Annotated in this window: 13 protein-coding genes; 8 read left to right on the top strand and 5 right to left on the bottom strand. The window is 67.5% G+C overall.

Going from position 1 to position 20,492, the window contains the following annotated elements; genetic code table 11:
• Positions 1 to 2,841 carry a glycoside hydrolase family 31 protein gene (locus ACT53N_RS14195; protein WP_476064497.1) on the top strand — a complete coding sequence of 947 codons (2,841 nt, stop codon included), beginning with the start codon at positions 1 to 3 and terminating at the stop codon, positions 2,839 to 2,841.
• Positions 2,842 to 2,975: 134 nt separating this feature from the next.
• Here ACT53N_RS14195 and ACT53N_RS14190 read toward each other — a convergent pair whose 3' ends face one another.
• The gene (locus ACT53N_RS14190; protein WP_476064496.1) at positions 2,976 to 3,875 is read right to left on the bottom strand and encodes a LysR family transcriptional regulator; all 900 of its coding nucleotides are present in this window, start codon (positions 3,873 to 3,875) and stop codon (positions 2,976 to 2,978) included.
• Positions 3,876 to 4,013: 138 nt separating this feature from the next.
• Here ACT53N_RS14190 and wrbA point away from each other — a divergent pair, with 138 nt between their 5' ends.
• The 3 genes from wrbA (at position 4,014) to ACT53N_RS14175 (ending at position 7,159) form a co-directional block, all read left to right on the top strand.
• Complete coding sequence (gene wrbA, locus ACT53N_RS14185; protein WP_096053687.1) at positions 4,014 to 4,613, top strand: NAD(P)H:quinone oxidoreductase; 600 nt, start codon at positions 4,014 to 4,016, stop codon at positions 4,611 to 4,613.
• A 564-nt stretch (positions 4,614 to 5,177) separates the two neighbouring features.
• Positions 5,178 to 5,999, top strand: coding sequence for a flagellin (locus ACT53N_RS14180; protein ID WP_476064495.1), 822 nt, complete (start codon positions 5,178 to 5,180; stop codon positions 5,997 to 5,999).
• A gap of 338 nt (positions 6,000 to 6,337) precedes the next feature.
• Entirely contained in the window at positions 6,338 to 7,159 is an 822-nt protein-coding gene (locus ACT53N_RS14175; RefSeq protein ID WP_476064494.1) for a flagellin, read from the top strand.
• Positions 7,160 to 7,252: 93 nt separating this feature from the next.
• Here ACT53N_RS14175 and ACT53N_RS14170 read toward each other — a convergent pair whose 3' ends face one another.
• Entirely contained in the window at positions 7,253 to 8,836 is a 1,584-nt protein-coding gene (locus ACT53N_RS14170) for an alpha-L-fucosidase (protein WP_476064493.1), read from the bottom strand.
• Between the two features lie 8 nt (positions 8,837 to 8,844).
• Positions 8,845 to 10,821: a glycoside hydrolase family 97 protein gene (locus ACT53N_RS14165; protein ID WP_476064492.1), complete on the bottom strand. Its 1,977-nt coding sequence runs from the start codon at positions 10,819 to 10,821 to the stop codon at positions 8,845 to 8,847.
• A gap of 121 nt (positions 10,822 to 10,942) precedes the next feature.
• Here ACT53N_RS14165 and ACT53N_RS14160 point away from each other — a divergent pair, with 121 nt between their 5' ends.
• Together ACT53N_RS14160 and ACT53N_RS14155 are read left to right on the top strand one after the other, a co-directional pair.
• Positions 10,943 to 13,423: a glycoside hydrolase family 3 protein gene (locus ACT53N_RS14160; protein WP_476064491.1), complete on the top strand. Its 2,481-nt coding sequence runs from the start codon at positions 10,943 to 10,945 to the stop codon at positions 13,421 to 13,423.
• Between the two features lie 162 nt (positions 13,424 to 13,585).
• Positions 13,586 to 15,511, top strand: coding sequence for a sialate O-acetylesterase (locus ACT53N_RS14155; RefSeq protein WP_476064490.1), 1,926 nt, complete (start codon positions 13,586 to 13,588; stop codon positions 15,509 to 15,511).
• A 22-nt stretch (positions 15,512 to 15,533) separates the two neighbouring features.
• Here the strand turns inward: ACT53N_RS14155 and mutL are convergent, their stop codons facing one another.
• Positions 15,534 to 17,447, bottom strand: coding sequence for a DNA mismatch repair endonuclease MutL (mutL, locus tag ACT53N_RS14150; RefSeq protein WP_476064489.1), 1,914 nt, complete (start codon positions 17,445 to 17,447; stop codon positions 15,534 to 15,536).
• 112 nt (positions 17,448 to 17,559) lie between these two features.
• On the opposite strand from mutL, the gene ACT53N_RS14145 reads away from it, so the two are divergent.
• On the top strand, positions 17,560 to 18,612 hold the full coding sequence (locus ACT53N_RS14145; protein WP_476064488.1) for a TraB/GumN family protein: 1,053 nt from the start codon (positions 17,560 to 17,562) through the stop codon (positions 18,610 to 18,612).
• A gap of 61 nt (positions 18,613 to 18,673) precedes the next feature.
• Entirely contained in the window at positions 18,674 to 19,615 is a 942-nt protein-coding gene (locus ACT53N_RS14140) for a TraB/GumN family protein (protein ID WP_476064487.1), read from the top strand.
• 207 nt (positions 19,616 to 19,822) lie between these two features.
• Here ACT53N_RS14140 and ACT53N_RS14135 read toward each other — a convergent pair whose 3' ends face one another.
• On the bottom strand, positions 19,823 to 20,392 hold the full coding sequence (locus ACT53N_RS14135) for a DUF3035 domain-containing protein (protein ID WP_476064486.1): 570 nt from the start codon (positions 20,390 to 20,392) through the stop codon (positions 19,823 to 19,825).
• Positions 20,393 to 20,492 lie beyond the last annotated feature (100 nt).

Below are 20,492 nucleotides of genomic sequence, written 5' to 3'. Positions count from 1 at the left end.
ATGCGTATCCTAGCCCTCTCAGCCTTCGGGCTGGCCCTCCTGGCCTCGACCTCGGCGCTGGCCCTGGACGGCGGCTTTGAAAAGACCGCCGACGGCGTGGTCATCACCCCCGCCTCGGGCCCGGCCAAGAAGGTCCGCCTGCAGGTGATGAGCGACCGCGCGATCCGCGTCACCGCCTCGCCGACCGAGACGATCAGCGTTCCGCCCAGCCTGCAGGTCATCGCGACGCCGAAGACCAGCGGCTTCACCGTCGAGCAGGTCGGCGGCAAGGTCGTGCTGAAGGCCGGCAAGGCGACGGCGGAGGTGATCCTGGCCACCGGCGCGGTGTCGTTCAAGGACGCCGCCGGCAAGACCCTGCTGACCGAGCAGACGCGCTCGAACTTCAAGCCGCTGACCATCGACGGCAAGGGCTTCTACGCCATCAGCCAGCGCTTTAATCCGAGCACGGACGAAGGCTTCTATGGCCTGGGTCAGCACCAGAACGGCCAGATGAACTACAACGGCCAGGACGTCGAGCTGGCCCAGTACAACCGCGCAATCGCCATCCCGTTCGTACTGTCGACGCGGAACTACGGGGTGCTCTGGGACAACAACGGCATCAGCCGCTTTGGCGACCCGACGCCCTACGCCTTGGCCTCGCGCGACCTGAAGATCTTCGACGCCAGCGGCAAGCCGGGCGGCTTCACGGCCAAGTACTACATCAATGGCGAGCTGAAGCTGACCCGCGTCGAGCAGGACATCGACTACCAGTACCTGGACGATCTGCCCAAGTGGCCCGCCGAGCTGACCGGGCCGGACAAGAAGCCGCTGCGCGGCGCCAAGGTCGTCTGGGAAGGCTCGGTCGAGGGCGCCGTCGGCGGCCTGCAGAAGTTCAAGCTCTACTCGTCCAGCTACGCCAAGCTGTGGATCGACGGCCAGCTGAAGATCGACCGCTGGCGGCAGAACTGGAACCCGTGGTTCCACAACTTCACCGCCCCTATGAAGGCCGGAAGCCGTCACAAGGTGAAGGTCGAGTGGGAGCCTAACGACGGCTACATCGCGCTGCTGCACAACAACCCGATCCCGGCCGCCGAGCAGAAGTCGCTGACCCTGACCTCGGACGTCGCCCATGCGGTCGACTACTATTTCGTGGCGGGCGACAATCTCGACCAGGTGGTCAGCGGCTATCGCGACCTGACCGGCAAGGCCCAGGCCCTGCCGCGCTGGGCCTATGGCTTCTGGCAGAGCCGTCAGCGTTACAACACCCAGGACGAGCTGGTCGGGGTGGTGAAGGAGTACCGCAAGCGCGGCGTACCGCTCGACAACATCGTGCTCGACTGGCGCTACTGGAAAGACGACAGCTGGGGCAGCCACAAGTTCGACGAGACCCGCTTCGCCGATCCGAAGAAGATGCTCTCGGACGTTCACGGCATGAACGCCCACTTCATGATCTCGATCTGGCCGAAGTTCTATCCGACCACCGACAACTACAAGGAGCTGGACGCCAAGGGCTTCATGTACCGTCGCAACGTCGAGCAGGGCGCGCTGGACTGGGTGGGGCCGGGCTATCTGAACTCGTTCTACGACCCGTATACGAAGGAAGCGCGCGACATCTACTGGCGCCAGGTCAAGGACAACCTCGGCGGCATCGGCATCGACGCCTGGTGGATGGACAGCAACGAGCCGGACATGCACTCCAACCTCGACATCCCCGAGCGCACCCTGCGCATGGGGCCGACGGCCAAGGGGCCGGGCGCGGAGTTCTTCAACTCCTACCCGCTGATCCATACCCAGGCCGTGTTCGACGGCGAACATGAGCGCAGCCCCAACAAGCGCTCCTACATCTTCTCGCGCTCGGGCTTTGGCGGCATCCAGCGTCAGGGCGTGGCGCTGTGGAGCGGCGACGTGGTGGCGCGCTGGGACGACTTCCGCGACCAGATCTCGGCCGGCGTGAACCTGTCGATGACCGGCGTGCCCAACTGGACCACCGACATCGGCGGTTTCTCGGTCGAGGACCGCTATATCCGCAAGGAGGCCCAGCACTGGCCCGAGTGGCAGGAGCTGAACCTGCGCTGGTACCAGTTCGGCGCCTTCAGCCCGCTGTTCCGCAGCCATGGCGAGGAGCCGTTCCGCGAGCTCTGGAACCTGGCCGACGAGGGCAGCGAGGTCTACGACTCGCTCGTCTGGTACAACAAGCTCCGCTACCGGCTGATGCCCTACACCCTGACCCTGGCGGGCGAGACCTATCACCGCGACGGCAGCATCATGCGCGGCCTGGTGATGGACTTCCCGCGGGACCTGAAGGCGCGGAACATCGACGACCAGTACCTGTATGGTCCCTCGTTCCTGGTGGCGCCGGTCACGCAGTTCAAGGCCCGCTCGCGCGCGGTCTATCTGCCGGCTGGGACCACTTGGTACGACTTCGAGACCGGCAAGGCCCACGCGGGCGGCCAGACCATCCAGGCCGCCGCGCCGCTGAACCGCATGCCGCTGTTCGTGAAGGCCGGCGCGATCGTGCCGACCACCGAGGTGCAACAGTACATCGGCGAGAAGCCCGACGCGCCGATCACCCTGGTGATCTACGCCGGCCAGGACGGCAAGTTCGAGCTCTACGAGGACGACGGCCTGTCGATGGCCTATCAGCGCGGGGCCTACAGCCGCATCCCGATCAGCTATGACGACGCCATGGGTCGGGTCGTGATCGGCGCGCGGTCGGGCAAGTTCGACGGCATGCAGGACAAGCGGGTCTTCAAGATCCGCTTCATCGGAGGCGGCGCCAAGCCGACCGACTTCGACGCGGCGGGCGATGCGGCGGTGGCCTACGAGGGGCAACCGGTCGTGGTGGTGTCGCGGAAGAAGTAGGTTTCCGTCGACCTAAATCTCGTTGTCATCCCGGAAGCCTCATAGAGGCCATCCGGGACCCAGGGGCGGCGCGCACGGCGTCTCGTCACCCCCTGGGTCCCGGGTCGGCTTCGCCGCCCGGGATGACAGCTGTTTTACCCCGCCTGCCCCCGAAACCGTTCGATCAGGAACGCCGTCGCCGGCCCTGGCGGGGTATCAGTGCGATAGACCGCATGCAGCGGATAGATCGCCTCCTTCAGGTCCGGCATGACCAGGCGCTGGAGACGGCCGGCGGCGATATCCTCGCGGACCATGGGCTCGGGCATGTTGCCCCAGCCAAAGCCCTCCTTCAGCAACAGGTGCTTGGCGCCAAGATCGGCCAATCGCCACGTGTGGGCGCTGGCCACGGCGAAGTCGCGCCCTTCCGTCAGGCGTGAGCGGTCGGTCAGCACCAACTGGGTGTGGCCGCGTCCGGCGCCCGGCGGGTTGGGGCCCTGCGCCAGCGGGTGATCGGGCGCCGCCACCGGGATCAGCACGGTCGAGCCGACGGCGATGTAGTCCAGCTCGTCGCCGCCATGGACGACCTCGAGCGGCCCCGCCACGCCCAGGGTCGCGGCGCGGTCCAGCACCATCTGGGTCACCGCGCCCAGGCCCTCAACGTGGAGGCGTAAGGTCACGGTCGGGAAGGTCTCGCGAAAGGCCCGCAAGGCGTCGACCACGCGGGCGGTGGGCAGCATCACGTCCAGCACCAGATTGACCTCGGCCTCCAGGCCCTGGATCAGGCCCTTGGCCTTGGCCCGCAGGCTGGCGACGTCGCCGGCGATCACCCGCGCCTGGGCCACCACCACCTTCCCCGCCTCGGTCAGCACCGGACGCTTGGCCGCGTCACGATCAAACAAGACGAGGCCTAGCTGCGCCTCCAGATTCGCGATCGCATAGCTGATCACCGAGTTGGCCCGGTTCAGCCGCCGTGCAGCCGAGGCGAAGCCGCCGGTCTCCACCACGGCGAGCAGAACGTTCAACTGGTCCAGGGTCGGCGCGCCGGGTTCGTTCAAGACCGCCTCATCGTTCGAATTTATCGAACATAACAGACGATTTTATTCGACTGTTTCGCAAGCCCTTTCCCGCGCAAAACCATCCGCAACGCCGGGGCGTTCCGCCTCGTCCCCTTTTCAAACCTACGGGAGGCCCGCATGGCCAAGGTTCTGGTTCTCTACTATTCGTCCTACGGCCACCTGGAAGTGATGGCCAAGGCCATCGCCGAGGGCGCGCGCGAAGCCGGCGCCAGCGTCGACATCAAGCGCGTGCCGGAAACCGTGCCGCTCGAGATCGCCAAGGGCGCGCACTTCAAGCTCGACCAGGAAGCCCCGGTCGCCAAGGTCGAGGATCTGGCCGACTACGACGCGATCATCGTCGGCGCCCCGACCCGCTTTGGCCGCATGGCCTCGCAGATGGCGGCCTTCTTCGACGCGGCCGGCGGCCTGTGGGCCCGCGGCGCGCTGCACGGCAAGGTGGCCGGCGCCTTCACCTCGACCGCCACCCAGCACGGCGGCCAGGAGACGACGCTGTTCTCGATCATCACCAACCTGCTGCACTTCGGCACGACGATCGTCGGTCTCGACTACGGCCACGCCGGCCAGATGACCCTGGATGAAGTCACCGGCGGCAGCCCCTACGGCGCCACGACCATCGCCGGCGGCGACGGCTCGCGTCAGCCCAGCGAGAACGAACTGACCGGCGCCCGCTACCAGGGCCGCAAGATCGCCGAAACCGCGATCAAGCTGCACGGCTGATCCGGCGCTCGCCGACCCGTCGACATTCCCGACAGCCCCTTCTGTCCGATCGGATTGGATCCGTCAGACCAGAAGGAGCTTCAGGGCCGGCTGGCTTCCTTTCCCTCCCAGGGAGCCGGCCGGCCCTTTCTTCGTTGATCAGGAAAAGGAGGATGTCTCGATGCGCCGTCGTTCCGGTTTCCTGTCGCAGGCCTGGAGGTTCCTGGTCTTCATCGTCACCATCCGCGCCGTCGCGGGCCGGTGTCGCTCGTCGCGGCTCTACGCGGCGGAGCGGTGAAGGACTCTATTGATGTCGAGGTAGGGCGGAGTGGATGCGGTCGGGCGGCCCTGCTGAATCATTACGGCGTCGCCGAGTGTGCCATTTTGAGACAAGAGAACCATATATTGTTCTCTATCTATTCATTTATGCTCGTTTCACCATTAACAAAATAGTTTCATTTCTTAATTCTGTTTCGATTTTTCCTCAACGAAGTGGAAATCCTGTTGCGCGATATTGCGCGTGGGCAAAACGCCCACCGACCGTCAAAATGACGTCGGAACACCTCGAATAGGAGTTGTTTCGTTATGGCGCTGAACAGCATCAACACGAACTCGGGCGCTCTGATCGCCCTGCAAAACCTGAACTCGACGAACGCCGAACTGACCCAGGTTCAACAGCGTATCAACACCGGCAAGAAGATCGGTAGCGCCAAGGACAACGGCGCCATCTGGGCGACCGCCAAGAACCAGTCGGCAACCGCCAACAGCATGAACGCCGTGAAGGACTCGCTGCAACGCGGCCAGTCGACGATCGACGTCGCGCTCGCCGCCGGCGACACCATCACCGACCTGCTCGGCAAGATGAAGGAAAAGGCCCTGGCCGCTTCCGACACCTCGCTGAACACCGCTTCGTTCAACGCCCTGAAGTCGGACTTCGACTCGCTGCGTGACCAGATCACGAAGGCCGCCTCGAACGCCAAGTTCAACGGCGTCAGCATCGCTGACGGCTCGACGACCAAGCTGACCTTCCTGGCCAACTCGGACGGCTCGGGCTTCACCGTCAACGCCAAGACCCTGACCCTGGCGGGCCTGGGCCTGACGGCGAGCTCCAGCTTCACGACGGCCGCCGCCGCCAAGACGATGATCACCACCATCGACACGGCGCTGCAGACGGCCACGAACAAGCTGGCCTCGCTGGGCACCAGCTCGACGGGCCTGGACACCCACCTGACCTTCGTCGGCAAGCTGCAAGACAGCCTGGACGCCGGCGTTGGCAACCTGGTGGACGCCGACCTCGCCAAGGAAAGCGCCAAGCTGCAGTCGCTGCAAACCAAGCAGCAGCTGGGCGTTCAGGCTCTGTCGATCGCGAACCAGTCTTCGTCGTCGATCCTGAGCCTGTTCCGTTAAGCCGGACTTGGACGCGTTCGTCGTCGAGAAGGGCGGATCTTCGGATCCGCCCTTTTTCTATGTCTGTATGAGTCTAGGCGCCGAAAAGCGGGGTGATGGAGCTCAGCATTCTTCATCGACTTAAACATTCGTGAATCGCGAAATACGCTAAGAGTCGTCGATTTATTAAATGCGGGTTGCGCTGTTATTTTTATAGAGTTAATCGAGTCTTGATCTGTTAATCCAATAACGACGTTTCGTGAACTATATCGAAAGCGAAGCGTCATATTGTCGCGGTGGGCAAAACGCCCGCCGGTCGTCAAAACGACACCGGAAACCTCCAAAGGGAGTGTTTCGTCATGGCGCTAAACAGCATCAATACGAACTCTGGCGCGTTGATCGCGCTGCAGAACCTGAACACCACCAGTTCTGAACTCAACACCGTCCAGCAACGCATCAGCACCGGCAAGAAGATCGGCAGCGCCAAGGACAACGGCGCCATCTGGGCGACCGCCAAGAACCAGTCGGCCACCGCCAACAGCATCAATGCGGTCAAGGACTCGCTGCAGCGCGGCCAGTCGACGATCGACGTCGCGCTCGCCGCCGGCGACACCATCACCGACCTGCTCGGCAAGATGAAGGAAAAGGCGCTCGCGGCGTCAGACACCTCGCTGAGCACGGCGTCTTTCAACGCCCTGAAGGCCGATTTCGAGTCTCTGCGCGATCAGGTGACCAAGGCCGCCACGAACGCCAAGTTCAATGGCGTCAGCATCAGCGACGGCACGACCACCAAGCTGACCTTCCTGGCCAACTCGGACGGCTCGGGTTTCACGGTCAACGCCAAGACCCTCACCTTGGCGGGCCTGGGCCTGACCACGGGCTCGACCTTCGCCGACGCCGCTGCGGCCAAGACGATGATCACCACCGTCAACACCGCGCTGCAGACGGCCACGAACAAGCTGGCCTCGCTGGGCACCAGCTCGACGGGTTTGGACACCCACCTGACCTTCGTCGGCAAGCTGCAGGACAGCCTGGACGCCGGCGTTGGCAACCTGGTGGACGCGGATCTGGCCAAGGAAAGCGCCAAGCTGCAGTCGCTGCAGACCAAGCAGCAGCTGGGCGTGCAGGCGCTGTCGATCGCCAATTCGTCCAGCTCGGCGATCCTCAGTCTTTTCCGATAGGCTGACGACCGGACGGGCGGATCAACCTGTCGATCCGCCTCAACGGTTGCGGCGTTAGACCTGGAAGGGACGGCCCCTGCGGCCGTCCCTTTTTCAGGCCAGGCCCGGCCCCTCGATCCGCAGCACCGGCGTAAAGGCCGGGCGGCGATCGGGCAGCGTAACGACCAGAGCGTCGGCCTCGTGGCGGAAGGCCAGGGCCTGATCCCCGCCGAGCAGCCCAATCCGCCGCACCTGGCTCTGTGTTTCGCTCAAGCTCTTGATCCGCATCTCGCCCCCGGGCCAGTCCATCGCCAGGGCGTAGAGCGTCCCGGCCTTGGTGGTGAAGCGGATGTCGGAGGCCTCGAAGGGCTTGGCCGCGCCTTCGCCGTGCATGCCCTCGACCAGCCGCGTCGGCCCTTCCCCGAACTGCCGCCAGGGCCGCGTGCCGTGGATCGCCTCGCCGTTGACCGCCATCCAGGCGGCCATATCGGCCAGCACCTTTTCCTCCAGGTCGTCGATCGACCCGTCTCCGCGTTGGGGGATGGAGAGCAGCAGGTTGCCGTTCTTGCTGACCACGTCGATCAGCCGCTGGATCACCTCGCGCCCCGACTTGTAGCCGCCGCGTTCGTACAACGGCCGGTCATAGTGCCAGCTGCCGATGCAGGTGCAGGTCTGCCAGGGCTCGTCGCGCAGCCGGTCCGAGAAGCCGCGCTCGACATCCTCGACGATCGCCCGCCGCTGCAGCGGCGACAGCTTCTTGCCGGTCACCACGGCGTCGCCGCCGCGCAGATTGTAGTAGTGAGCGGTGGCGTCCAGTCCCGCCTGGCCCAGCGGCAGGCCGTAGTTGTCGAAATAGACCATGTCGGGCCGGTAGCGCTCGACCAGATCGTTCTGCCGCGCCAGCCAGTTGCGGACAAAGCCCGGATTGTTCGGCGGCGGGGTCTCGACCCACTGGCCGTCGTTGGCGTCATGCCAGGCGTTGGCGGCGGCGATGCTGTCGATCCCGTCGGGGATCACCATGTTGCGGCCGGTATAGAGCTCCTGCGGATCCATCCCCTCCCACCACTGGCCCTCGCCGTCGGCCTTGGTCAGGCGAAAGGCGTCGTAGCGCTGGCCCTTGCGTGGACCCTCGGCGTCATAGCCATAGGCCGTCTGCCACCAGTGCCAGGCGTGGGCGCCATGGTTGGAGACGCCGAACTTCAGCCCGTGCGCCCGGGCGACCTTGGCCCAGGTCCCGACGATGTCGCGCCTGGGGCCGACACGCGTGGTGTTCCAGGCGTGGTGACGACTGTCGAACATGTCGAGATTGTCGTGATGATTGGCCATCGACATGAAGTACTTGGCGCCCGCCGCGACATAGGTCTGCATCAGACCTTCGGGGTCCCAGTTCTCGGCCTTCCAGCGCGGGATGAACTGCATGAAGCCGAAGTCGGCCGGATGGCCATAGGTCTTCACGTGATGGTCGTAGAAGGGGCTGCCCTGCTGGTACATCTGCCGGCCGTACCAGTCGCCGAACTCGGGCACGCACTGCGGACCCCAGTGTGACCAGATCCCCAGCTTGGCGTCCCGGAACCAGTCCGGGACCTTGTAGCCGGCCGCCAGCGATTCCCAGCTCGGCTGGAAGCGCGGGGCCGCGAGGGCGGGGGAGGTGGCAAGGGCGGCTCCGCCCGCCAGCAGGTTCCGTCGGGTGACGCGCATCGCGGATCCTAACGCGCCGGCGTGAGGCGCACGACGCCACCGCCGCTGGAGGCGAGCTTCAGGGTCAGGGCGTCCTTGCGCGTCACCGCCTGCGTGCGGGTCTTCAGCGCCGTCGGCTCGGCGCCGTCCTCGCGGATCTCTGCAGTGAAGGCTCCGTCGCCGAGGAAGGCTAGCGGGACTTTCACGGTCCGCCCCGCCTCGTTGGTCATCGCCCCGACCCACCACTCGGCGCCCTTGCGGCGGGCGATGACGATCGACTGGCCGATCTCGCCCGACAGCACGCGGGTCTCGTCCCAGCTCGTCGGCACGGCGCTGATGAAGTCCAGCCCGGCCGGCGAGGCCGCGTAGGTGATCGGGCTGTCAGAGACCATGGTCAGCGGGCTGTCATAGACCACGTACATGGCCAGGGCCTGACCCCGCGTGGTCTGCACGGTGGGCAGGATGAACTGGTTCTTGAAGGCCTGTGGCGCGACGTTCCGGAAGCCGCCGGGCGTATAGTCCATCGGCCCCAGCAGCATCCGCGTGAAGGGCAGGGTGACGTTGTGGGTGGCGGTGATCCGCCGGCTCCACTTGTTGTACTCCGCGCCCAGCACGCCCTCCTGGGTGACATAGTGCGGATAGGTGCGGACCAGGCCCGTCGGGCGATAGGCGCCGTGCAGGTCGACCATCAGCCGGTGCTCGCCGGCCTTGGTCAGCAGGCGGTGATAGAAGTCGACCATCGGCTGGTCGTCGCGGTCCATGAAGTCGACCTTGATCCCCTTGATCCCCCAGGTCTGATAGGCGGCCAACGCCTCGTCCATCTGGGCGTCCATCGCCTTCCAGTGGACCCACAGCATGATCCCAACGCCGCGCTCGCGGCCGTAGGCGACGATATCGGCGATGTTGATCGCCGGGATCGGGCGGGTGGCGTCCGTGCCCGGAAGCACCGCCGGCGCCTGGCCGGATCCGACGTACCAGCCGTCGTCGATCAGCATGTATTCCAGCTTGTTGGCGGCGGCGAAGTCGATGAAGCCCTTCATCGCCGCGTCGGTCATGCCCTCGGCGTTGGCGGTCTTGCCGCCGTTCCACCAGTCCCAGGCGGCCTTGCCGGGCTTGATCCAGCGGGTGTCGGTCAAGGTCGTCGGCGGGTTCAGGCTGGTCATCAGGTTCGAGGCGATCAGCGCGCCCGGCGTCTCGCCGACCATCACCACCCGCCAGGACGAGACGGTGTCGGTCCCGATCCGTGTCAGGACAGCCTTGCTCGGATCATCCAGTCGCGGCGAGAGCTGGGCCTGCAGCCCAAGGCCGCCGTCGCCTCGGCCGGTCAGGTAGAGCCCGGCCCAGTTACGCAGGTCGGCTTCGGCCAGGGCGAAGGTCGCGCCCTTGGCGGTCTGGCAGACCACAGGCAGCTCGTACAGCGCCGAGGCCCGGAAGCCGCTGGCCATAACGGGGTCGTATTCTCCCTCGTGAGAGGTGCCGAACCGTCCAAGGTTCAGCGCCCAGCAGCGGTCGTCGGCGGCGAAGTCGAAGCGGGTCTCCTCGCCGCGCACCGCCACGCCGGCCAGCGTGGGCTGATCGGGCAGCACATAGCGAAACGCCACCCCGTCGTCATAGGCGCGCGCGACCACTTTCAGCCGGCGCTGCAAGCCGCCCGTTTCGAGAAATTCTACGGTCGTTTCGTTGTAGCGATCGCGCACGGTGCGGGTCTTGCCCACGACGAGATCATAGGTCTCGTCGACGCTTCGGCTGGTGGCGCCGACGATCTTCACCCCGCCTGACAGGGCTCCGCCCTTGTCGAGCACCAGACCTAGCGGCGAGGGGGCGATCAGCGTTTCGCCCTTGAACTGCAAGGTAAAATTGGCCTGACCACTTTGGTCCGACAGGCTGATCCGGGTCCGGCCGTCGGGCGAGGTGACGGCGTGATCGGCGGCGAGGGCGGAGGCTCCTGCGGCGCTCAGGCAGCCAGCCGCCGTCAGCGCTGTCAAAAAGTGGCGTGTGGCCTGCATTTGAAGTTTCCAACCCGATTGCGTCTGTCTATTTGTCATACAAACTAGACCGCCTCTGGATCGCCGTCGAGGGGTATGACAACGTTGTCGATGCGGCGCGTGGCCGTCGAACGAAAAAGAGTTGGGGAGTATGAACACCAAGACCCTTTGCGTCGCCCTCTTGGCGTCCACCTTCCTGGCCGGCGTCGCGTCGGCCGAGAGCACCGTCCAATCGACCGCAAATCCGGCCAAGTGGCCCGCCGCCAAGAGCCAGGGGCTCATTGATCCGGCGACCGAAGCGTTCGTGGATTCGGTGCTGTCCAAGCTGACCCTCGAGGAAAAGGTCGGCCAGCTGATCCAGGCCGATATCGGCGCGATCAAGCCCGAGGACCTGAAGACCTATCCGCTGGGCTCGATCCTGGGCGGTGGCAGCTCGCCGCCCCTGGGCGCGCCCGACCGCTCGCCGCAGAAGCCGTGGGTCGACACCGCCAAGGCCTTCCGCGAGGCGGCCGCGCAGCGCGTGGGCGGAACCCACGTGCCGCTGATTTTCGGCATCGACGCCGTGCACGGCAACAATAACGTCGTCGGCGCGACCCTCTTCCCGCACAATATCGGCCTGGGCGCGGCGCGGGATCCCGAGTTGATCCGCCGCATCGGCAAGGCAACGGCGCTGGAAACCTCGGCCGCCGGCTTCGACTGGGCGTTCGGCCCGACCCTTGCCGCGCCGCGCGACGATCGCTGGGGCCGCACGTACGAGGGCTATTCCGAAGATCCGGCCATCATCCGCCAGTACGGCGGCGAGATGATCCTGGGCCTGCAGGGCGCGGTCGCGCCGTTCACCGGCGGCAAGGGCGGCGTTATCCAGCAGGGTCTGGTCGCGGCCAGCGCCAAGCACTTCCTGGGCGACGGCGGCACCGAGAACGGCGTCGACCAGGGCGACACCAAGGTCTCCGAGGACGAGCTGGTCCGTATCCACGCCCAAGGCTACGTGCCGGCCATCAACGCCGGCGCCCTGACGATCATGGCCTCGTTCAACAGCTGGAACGGCCAGAAGATGCACGGCAATAAGAGCCTGCTGACCGACGTGCTGAAGGGCAAGATGGGCTTCGACGGCTTCGTGGTCGGCGACTGGAACGGTCATGGCCAGGTGGTGGGCTGCAAGCCGACCGACTGTCCGCAGTCGATCAATGCGGGCCTCGACATGTTCATGGCCCCCGACAGCTGGAAGACGCTGTACGACAATACGCTCGCCCAGGCGAAATCGGGCGTGATCCCGATGGCCCGCATCGACGACGCGGTGCGTCGCATCCTGCGGGTGAAGGCCAAGATGGGCCTGTTCCAGGCGGCGCGTCCGTATGAAGGCCGTGAAGGCGTGATCGGCGCGCCCGAGCACCGCGCCATCGCCCGCGAGGCGGTTCGCAAGTCGCTGGTTCTGCTGAAGAACGACGGCGTGCTGCCGGTGAAGAGCTCGGCCAATGTCCTGGTCGCGGGCTCGGGCGCCGACGACATCGGCAAGCAGTCGGGCGGCTGGACCCTGTCTTGGCAGGGCACGGGCAACACCAACGCCGACTTCCCCAACGCCGAGTCGATCTGGACCGGCGTGAAGTCGGCGGTCGAGGCCGGCGGCGGCCGCGCGACGCTGAGCCTCGACGGCAAGTTCGACCAGAAGCCGGATGTGGCCATCGTCGTCTTCGGCGAAAATCCGTATGCGGAAGGTGTCGGCGATCTCAAGACCTCGCTTGAGTATCAGCCGGGCGCCAAGGCGGACCTAGCCCTGCTCAAGAGCCTGAAGGCCCAGGGCGTGAAAGTGGTGTCGGTGTTCCTCAGCGGCCGCCCGCTGTGGGTCAACCCCGAGCTCAACGCCTCGGACGCCTTCGTGGCCGCCTGGCTGCCGGGCTCGGAAGGCGGCGGCGTGGCCGACGTGCTGATCGGCGACAAGGCCGGCAAGCCGCGCCATGACTTCCAGGGCAAGCTGTCGTTCAGTTGGCCCAAGACCGCAGCCCAGTTTCACCTGAACAAGGGGGATAAGGGGTACGATCCGCTGTTCGCCTACGGCTATGGCCTGTCCTACGCCAAGCCGGGCAGGGTGGGACGTCTGTCCGAGGTCTCCGGCGTCAAGGCCCAGGCCGACAACGTCGTGAACTACTTCGTCGGCGGCAAGACCCCGGCGCCGTTCGCGTTCAAGGCCTCGCCGTCGTCGAGCGTGCAGATCGCGCCGGTCGACGCGGGCAACGTGCAGGAAGCCGGCCGCCAGATCACTTTCGCCGGCGATAAGACCGGCAAGCTGTCGATCGTCGGCGATAAGCCGCTGGACCTGTCGTTCCAGACCAACGCCGACATGGCGCTGAGCTTCGCCTATCGCCTCGACGCCGCCGCGACCGGGCGCGTGAGCCTGGCGATGGGCGCGGGACGCCTGGACGTCACGCCGCCGGCCGGTTCGCCGACCGGGCAGTGGGCCAACGTCAAGATCCCGCTGAAGTGCTTCCAGGCCGCCGGGACGGACGTGACCAAGGTCGCCGCGCCGTTCGAACTGATCTCGGCCGGCGCCTTCACGGTGTCGATCGCCGAGGTGAAGCTGACGGCCGATCCGGCCGGGGCCGTTTGCCCGGCCAAGGCGCAGTAGCAAGCCCTCAAACCCCTCAAACTCCGACCTCCCCGGCGAATGCCGGGGCCCAGGTCGAAGGTCGGAACGGCGCCGAACAGCCTCCTTTCCAGTCCTTTGATCTGAATCCCGGCATTCGCCGGGAAGGTCGGGTGAAGGGGACGAGAACAAGGAATAGGACTCATGACCCTGAAAGCCCTGCTCCTGGCCGCGGCCATGGGCCTTTCCACCCCGGCGCTCGCCGGCCCGCTGGCGTCGGTGTTCAGCGACCATGCGGTGCTGCAGCGCGACCAGCCGATCCGCGTCTGGGGGCGGGCGACGCCGAACGCGGCGGTGGCGGTGGACCTGTCGGGTCAGGGCGTCACAGCCAGCGCCGACGCTGATGGCCGCTGGAGCGCGGTGTTGCCCGCGCGCCCGGCGGGCGGCGGCGCCCTGACCCTGACGGTGCAGGCCGGCGACCAGACGCAGACGGTCTCGAACCTCGCCATGGGTGATGTCTGGCTGTGCTCGGGCCAGTCGAACATGGAGTACCCGCTGCGCCAGGCGCTGAACGGCGACGGCGAGGTGGCCTCGGCCGGCGACCCCGACATCCGGCTGCTGCAGACGGGCAAGATCAGCCGGCCCGCGCCGCAGGACAGCCTGCCGGCGGGCGTGGTCTGGAAGGTCTCGACGCCCCAGACGGCCGCCAATTTCAGCGCCGCGTGCTTCTTCATGGGCCGCGAACTGCGCAGGACCGCCGGTGTTCCCATCGGCCTGATCGACGCCACCTGGGGCGGGTCGGTGATCCAGGACTGGATCAGCCGCGAGGGCCTGACCGCGCTCAAAACCTATGACGAGGGCCTGTCGGTGCTGTCCGACTACGCCCGCGATCCGGCGCTGGGCGTCGCCCGCTGGAGCCAGTCGCTGGGCCGCTGGGCGGCCGCCAAGACCCCCGACGCCAAGGGCTGGGAGAAGCCCGATCTCGACGACCGCGCCTGGGCGCCGATGCCGACCGAGGGCTTCTGGGAACAGGCCGCGCCCGACCTCGCCGGCTTCGACGGGACCGTCTGGCTGCGGCTCGAGCTGACCCTGACCAAGGCCCAGGCGGCGCAGGGCGCGACCCTGGCGTTGGGGCCCGTGGATGATATAGACACCACCTTCCTCAACGGCCGCGAGATCGGCTCCACCCAGGGCTGGGACACGCCTCGGACCTATCGCCTCGCGCCGGGGACGCTGAAGGCGGGGCGCAACGTGCTGGCTCTGCGGGTGATCGACATGGGCGGCGGCGGCGGTCCTTGGGGCAAGGCGGCGCTGAAGGGCCTGACGCTGGACGATGGGAGCGTCGTGCCGCTGCCCAGCGCCTGGCGCTACAAGATCGCCGCGCCGCTGTCGGAAACGGCCTTGCCGCCCAGCGCCCCGTGGCTGGGCGCCAGCGGGCTCACCACCTTGCGCAACGGCATGATCGCGCCGCTGGTCCCGTTCGGCGTTAAGGGCTTCGCCTGGTACCAGGGCGAGGCCAATGTCACCGAGGCCGCCGAATACGCCCGCCTGATGCCGGCCATGATCGCCGACTGGCGCGCGGCGTTCGGCGGCGGAAACCAGCCGTTCCTTCTGACCCAGCTGGCCGCTTTCGGCCCGGAGGTCGACCGGCCCGTGAACTCCGCCTGGGCTGCTCTTCGTGACGTTCAGCGGCAGGTGGCGGCGGCCGATCCGATGGTGGGCATGGCCTCGGCCGTCGATGTCGGCTCGCCCTATGACATCCACCCGGCCGACAAGCTGCGGGTCGGCCAGCGGCTGGCCCTGCTGGCGCGGAAGCTGGCCTATGGCGAGGCGGTGGTGGCCTCGGGACCCGCGCCGCTGTTGGCCCGTCGCGAGGGGGACGCCGTCGTCGTGACGCTGGACCAGCCCGGCGTGGTTCATGCGGGCCATCGGCCGATCGGTTTTGAACTTTGCGACGCCAGCGCCTGCCGCTTTGTCGACGCCGTGGTTGAGGGCAGCAGCGTTCGCCTCGCCGCGCCCGCCGGGATGGCGGCGACAAGGGTCCGCTACGCCTGGGCGGACAGCCCGATCATCAACCTGTTCGGCGCCACCGGCCTGCCGGCGACGCCGTTCGAGTTGATCATCCGCTAATGGGGGCGATCGACTTGATTGCTCAACGGCGCCCGAACAGCTTTTCGATGTCGGCCAGCTTCAGCTCGACATAGGTCGGCCGGCCGTGGTTGCACTGCCCGGAGTGGGGCGTGGCCTCCATCTCGCGCAGCAGGGCGTTCATCTCGGCGCCGTTCAGGCGGCGGCCGGCGCGAACGCTGCCGTGGCAGGCCATGGTCGAGCAGACCTCTTCCAAGCGCTCCTTCAGGGCCAGGGCCGCGCCGTTCTCGGCCAGATCATCGGCGATGTCGCGGATAAGGGCGGCGGCGTCGGTCTTGCCCAGGAGGGCGGGGGTTTCGCGCACCAGCACCGCGCCGGGACCGAAGCTCTCGATGACGAGGCCGAGACTCGCCAGCTCGTCGGCGCGGGCGACCACGCGCTCGGCCTCGGCGGGGTCCAGGTCGACGACCTCGGGCAGCAGCAGGGTCTGGCGGGTCACGCCGCCGGACGCCATCTCGCCCTTCATCCGCTCATAGACGAGGCGCTCGTGGGCGGCGTGCTGGTCGACAATGACCATGCCGTCGCGGGTCTGGGTGACGATATAGGTCTCGTGGACCTGGGCCCGGGCCGCGCCGAGCGGGTAGTCGACCGGGTCGAACGGCGCGCTGGCTGGCAGATAGTCCGTATGCGGACGATCTTCGAAAGCCGCCGAGGCGTAGGCCTCGCGCACGACCCCGGCGAGGTCTGCGCCGTAGCTGGGCTCGACCCGCGCAGAGACCTCGTTCAGCCCCGGCAAGTCCATCGGGCGCTGGGTCGGCGGCGTCCAGCCGCCCTCGCGCCAGGCCGAGAAGCCGGCGGGGGAGGGGCCCGGCTGATACTGCGGTTGATAGCCTGGGAACGGGCTCTGTTGGGCCCGGATGCTGTCCAGCGCCTGGGTCGCCACGGTGGTCGAGGCGCGGTGCCCGGCGCCGGCGAGAGCGTGGCGCAGGGCACCGACGATCAGGCCGCGCACCAGGGCCGGATCACGGAACCGCACCTCGGCCTTGGCCGGGTGGACGTTGACGTCGACCTCGGTCGGCTCGAGCGTGACATAGAGCGCCGCCGTCGGATGGCGGTCGCGGGCCAGGAAATCGGCATAGGCCGCGCGCAGAGCCCCTTGCAGCAGGCGGTCGCGGACGGGCCGACCGTTGACGAACAGGTATTGGTGCGCGGCGTTGCCGCGGTTGTAGGTCGGCAGGCCGGCGAAGCCTGACAGCCGCACGCCGTCGCGGGTCTGGTCAATCTCCAGGGCGTTCTCCTGAAACTCGCGGCCCAGCACGGCGGCGAGGCGCGCGAGGCGCCCCTGCGGTCCCGGATGCTCGGGCGGCAGGCGCAGCACGCGGCGGCCGTCGATGTCCAGCGAGAAGCCGACGCTCTCGTTGGCCATGGCCTGGCGCTTGATCTCCTCGGTGATCGCCAGGGCCTCGGCGCGCTCGGACTTCATGAACTTGAGACGGGCCGGAGTCGCATAGAACAGATCCCGCACCTCGATCCGCGCCCCGTGCGGGCCGGGGAAGGCGGCCGGCGCCACCTCGCCGACCTGGCCGCCCTCGACCAGGATCGAGAAGGCGTCCTTGGCCCCCTTGGCGCGCGAGGAAATTTGCAGCCGCGCCACCGAGCCGATCGACGGCAGGGCCTCGCCCCGAAAGCCCATGGTGTGGATGCGCAGCAAGTCCCACAGGCCGTCCGCGTCGGGCGCCAGCTTGGAGGTGGCGTGGCGCTCGATGGCCACCGGTAGTTCCTCGGGTGACAGGCCGCAGCCGTCGTCGGCCACCAGAATCCGGGTCAGGCCGCCGCCATGCGCCTCGACCTCGATCCGCGTCGCGCCGGCGTCGATGGCGTTGTCGACCAGTTCCTTGATAGCGCTGGCCGGACGCTCGACCACCTCACCGGCGGCGATGCGGTTGACGGTCTCGGGCGGCAGGCGGCGGATAGGCATCTAGCGGACTTTCAAGGGGCGCGCCGGGGTCCGCAGGTGGGGCGGGGCCGCCGACATTGCAACTCCTTAAGTTGACCAGGCGAACGCCGATCGGCCAACCAAGCAGGGAGGGATGACATTAGTGCGATTCCGCGCGCCTTCGAGGAACCGAAAGATCGTGACCCTGACCCGTTTCGCCGCCGCCGGCCTTTCGCTTTCCCTGCTGTGCGGCAGCTCCGCCCTGGCCCAGGTTCAGGGCAAGAACGAGGTGTCGATCCACCAGACCAAACCGGTGGACCTGACCCCCGTCGACAGCCAGGCCAACCTCGTCGAGGAGCTGATCGTCAACGCCCGCCTGCCAGGCCCGGCCTGGTGGAAGGTCAGCGACGGCGACACCAATGTCTATGTGCTGGGCGTGCCGGCCTTTGCGCCGCAGAAGCTCGACTTCGACGACTCGGTGCTGCGCCGCCGCCTGGACGGGGCCAATGTGCTGATCATCGGCCAGGAGCCCGAGGTGCGGCTGCTGAGCCTGCTGGCGCTGATCCCCGGCAAGGGCAAACCGTTCATCATGGACAAGCCGATGCGCGACACCCTGCCGCCCGAGCTGCGGGCCCGGCTGGAAGCGCACCTGAAAAAGCGCGGCAAGCCGGTCAGCGAGCACGACGAACTCAAGCCCGCTTTGGCCGGCTTCATCATCGCTAACGACAAGGGGGGCAACGTCTCGATCACCATCGGTGACCTGACCGACCGTATCCAGAAGTTGGCCAAGAGCAAGGACATCGCCGTCCAGCCGCGCATCAAGAAGCTGGACGACTACGACCTGATCGGCATGGTCAAGTCGCTGGGCGAAGCGCCCCAGCCACTGCAGGAGCTGTGCCTGGATGCGGGCCTCAAGGAGGTCGAGAACGGTCTGGCGGGCGTGCGCGAGACCGCTGATCAGTGGGCCGAGGGCCAGGTCAAGGCGGTGGTGGCGGCCGAGCGCGGCTATCAGCGGTGCCTGGCCTCCACGCCCTGGATCGCCCGCCAGTTCAAGGACGGCCAGGACGACGCCGTGGGGGCCATCACCTCGGCCCTGAAGAAGCCCGGCAAGGCCGTGGCGGTGATCGAGCTGCGGTCGCTGCTGACGGAAGACGGGGTGCTGGATCGCCTGCGGTCAAAAGGCTTCACCGTCACCGCGCCCGAATAAGGCCAAGCTTCGGTCACACGGCGCGGCCAAGGTCGCGCCGTCATTCGAGGGGGGGATCCAGATGCGCGTGCTGTTGGCCGCTTTGGCCGTGAGCCTGACGATCGCCGGCGGCGCGACGGCCCAGGTGATCGACGACCCCGAGGCCACGGTCGTCGAGGCCCTGGTGGTCAGCGCCAAGCTTCCGGGTCCGGCCTGGTGGCGGATCTCCGACGCCGACACGACCGTCTACATCCTGGGCACGCCCGGGGCGACGCCCAAGGGCATGACCTGGGACAGCTCGGTGGCCGATCGGCGGTTGCAGGGGGCGTTCGCCCTGCTGACCCCGGCGACCCTGCGGGCGGGCCTGACCGACATTCCGGCGCTGCTGCGCCTGCGCGGCAAGATGAAGGACGACGGCGACTGGGCGGCGGCCGAGCCCGCCCTGGCCGCCCGCGTCCAGCGCGCCTGGACGGCGGTGGAGCCCAAGGACCCGGACGGCTGGCGCGACTGGAAACCGCTGGTGCTGGGCGGTCTGATCGCCGGAAAGACCAACCGGAAGGCCGGGCTGGAATACGGCCAGGTCACGCGCCGGATCGAGAAGCTGGCCCGCAAGCATCGGGTCAAGACCCGCGCCGCCGAGACCTACAAGGCCATGCCGCTGATCAAGACCGTAGCCCGCCAGTCCGACGACGCGGCCGGCCTTGTCTGCCTGACCGAGACGCTGGACACCGTCGAGCAGGGTCAGGACCGCTACCGCGTCGCCGCCCAGGCCTGGGCCGATGGTCGCGTCCGCGCCGCCCTCTCCGCGCCCCGCAGCGCCGATCGCTGCCAGTACCTGCTGCCCGGCGTCGCCGAGATGAGCCAGCGTTTGAAGGCCGCCGAGGTCGAGGCCCTGGCCAACCTGCTCAAGACGCCCGGCCACGCGGTTGCCCTCTATCCGATCCGCAGCCTGGTCGCGGAAGGCGGCGTGCTGGACCAGCTGCGCGCGCGGGGGATCGCGGTGAGGACGCCGGCGGAGGGGTAGGGGGGAGAGACGCCCCCTCCGTCTCGGCGCTTCGCGCCGATCCACCTCCCCCGCAAGCGGGGCAGGAAGGTTGCGGCTTCCTCCTCACCCGTGAAAACGGGGGGGGTGGCGCGGCGCCGATAGGCGACGTGACGGAGGGGGCGCTTAAACAAAACGGCCCGGAACCGCGAGGTCCCGGGCCGTTTGGATTCGGTAGACGTCCGACCCTTACAGGCCCGGCAGCTTGATGCCGGTCTTCTTTTCGCGGCTTATCACCACGCCGCCCGAGCCGACCAGCTTTTTCAGGCGGGCTTCCTCGGCGGCGGCGTCGATTTCCAGCGGGGCGTTGGCGCCGGCTTCGGCGGCCGTGGCGACGTTGGTCTTGGCCTCGCCCTTCTTCCAGAACATCACCTTGCTGGCGAAGCTCTCGTCCTTGTGGGCCAGGTCGCCGTTCTCGTCGTCGACGACGAAGCGGATCAGCGGGTCCGCCTTGTCGCTGCCGGCGCGGGCGACCAGCAGACGCTCTCCTTCCGAACGTCCGGCGGCGGCGTTCTGGCCGATCAGGGCGGCGCGAGCGGCGCTTTCCGGCTGCAGTTCCTGCGGACGCGGTTCGCCGGGCGCCGGCGGGCGCAGGGCGTAGTCAGGCGGCACGGCCAGCGGGGCCTTGGCCACCACGCGGAACTCGTCGGGGACCACCTTGCTCATGCCCAGAGCCTTCTGGGTCGATTGGCAGCCCGCCAGGCCGATGGCGGCCACGGCGGTCAGGGCGCTCACGGTCGCGACCCGCTTGAAATTCATCTAACCACGCTCCAGCAGGCCGACCCCCGGCCCAAAAATTCGGACGCTCTCGATACGACATCATCGCGCGGGCGCCAATGTCCCACGCGATTGCGGCGGC

This window comes from Caulobacter sp. DMC95 (genome assembly GCF_056313785.1).
Note: the sequence above shows the minus strand (reverse complement) of the source record. Positions and strands in the feature narration are given on the sequence as shown.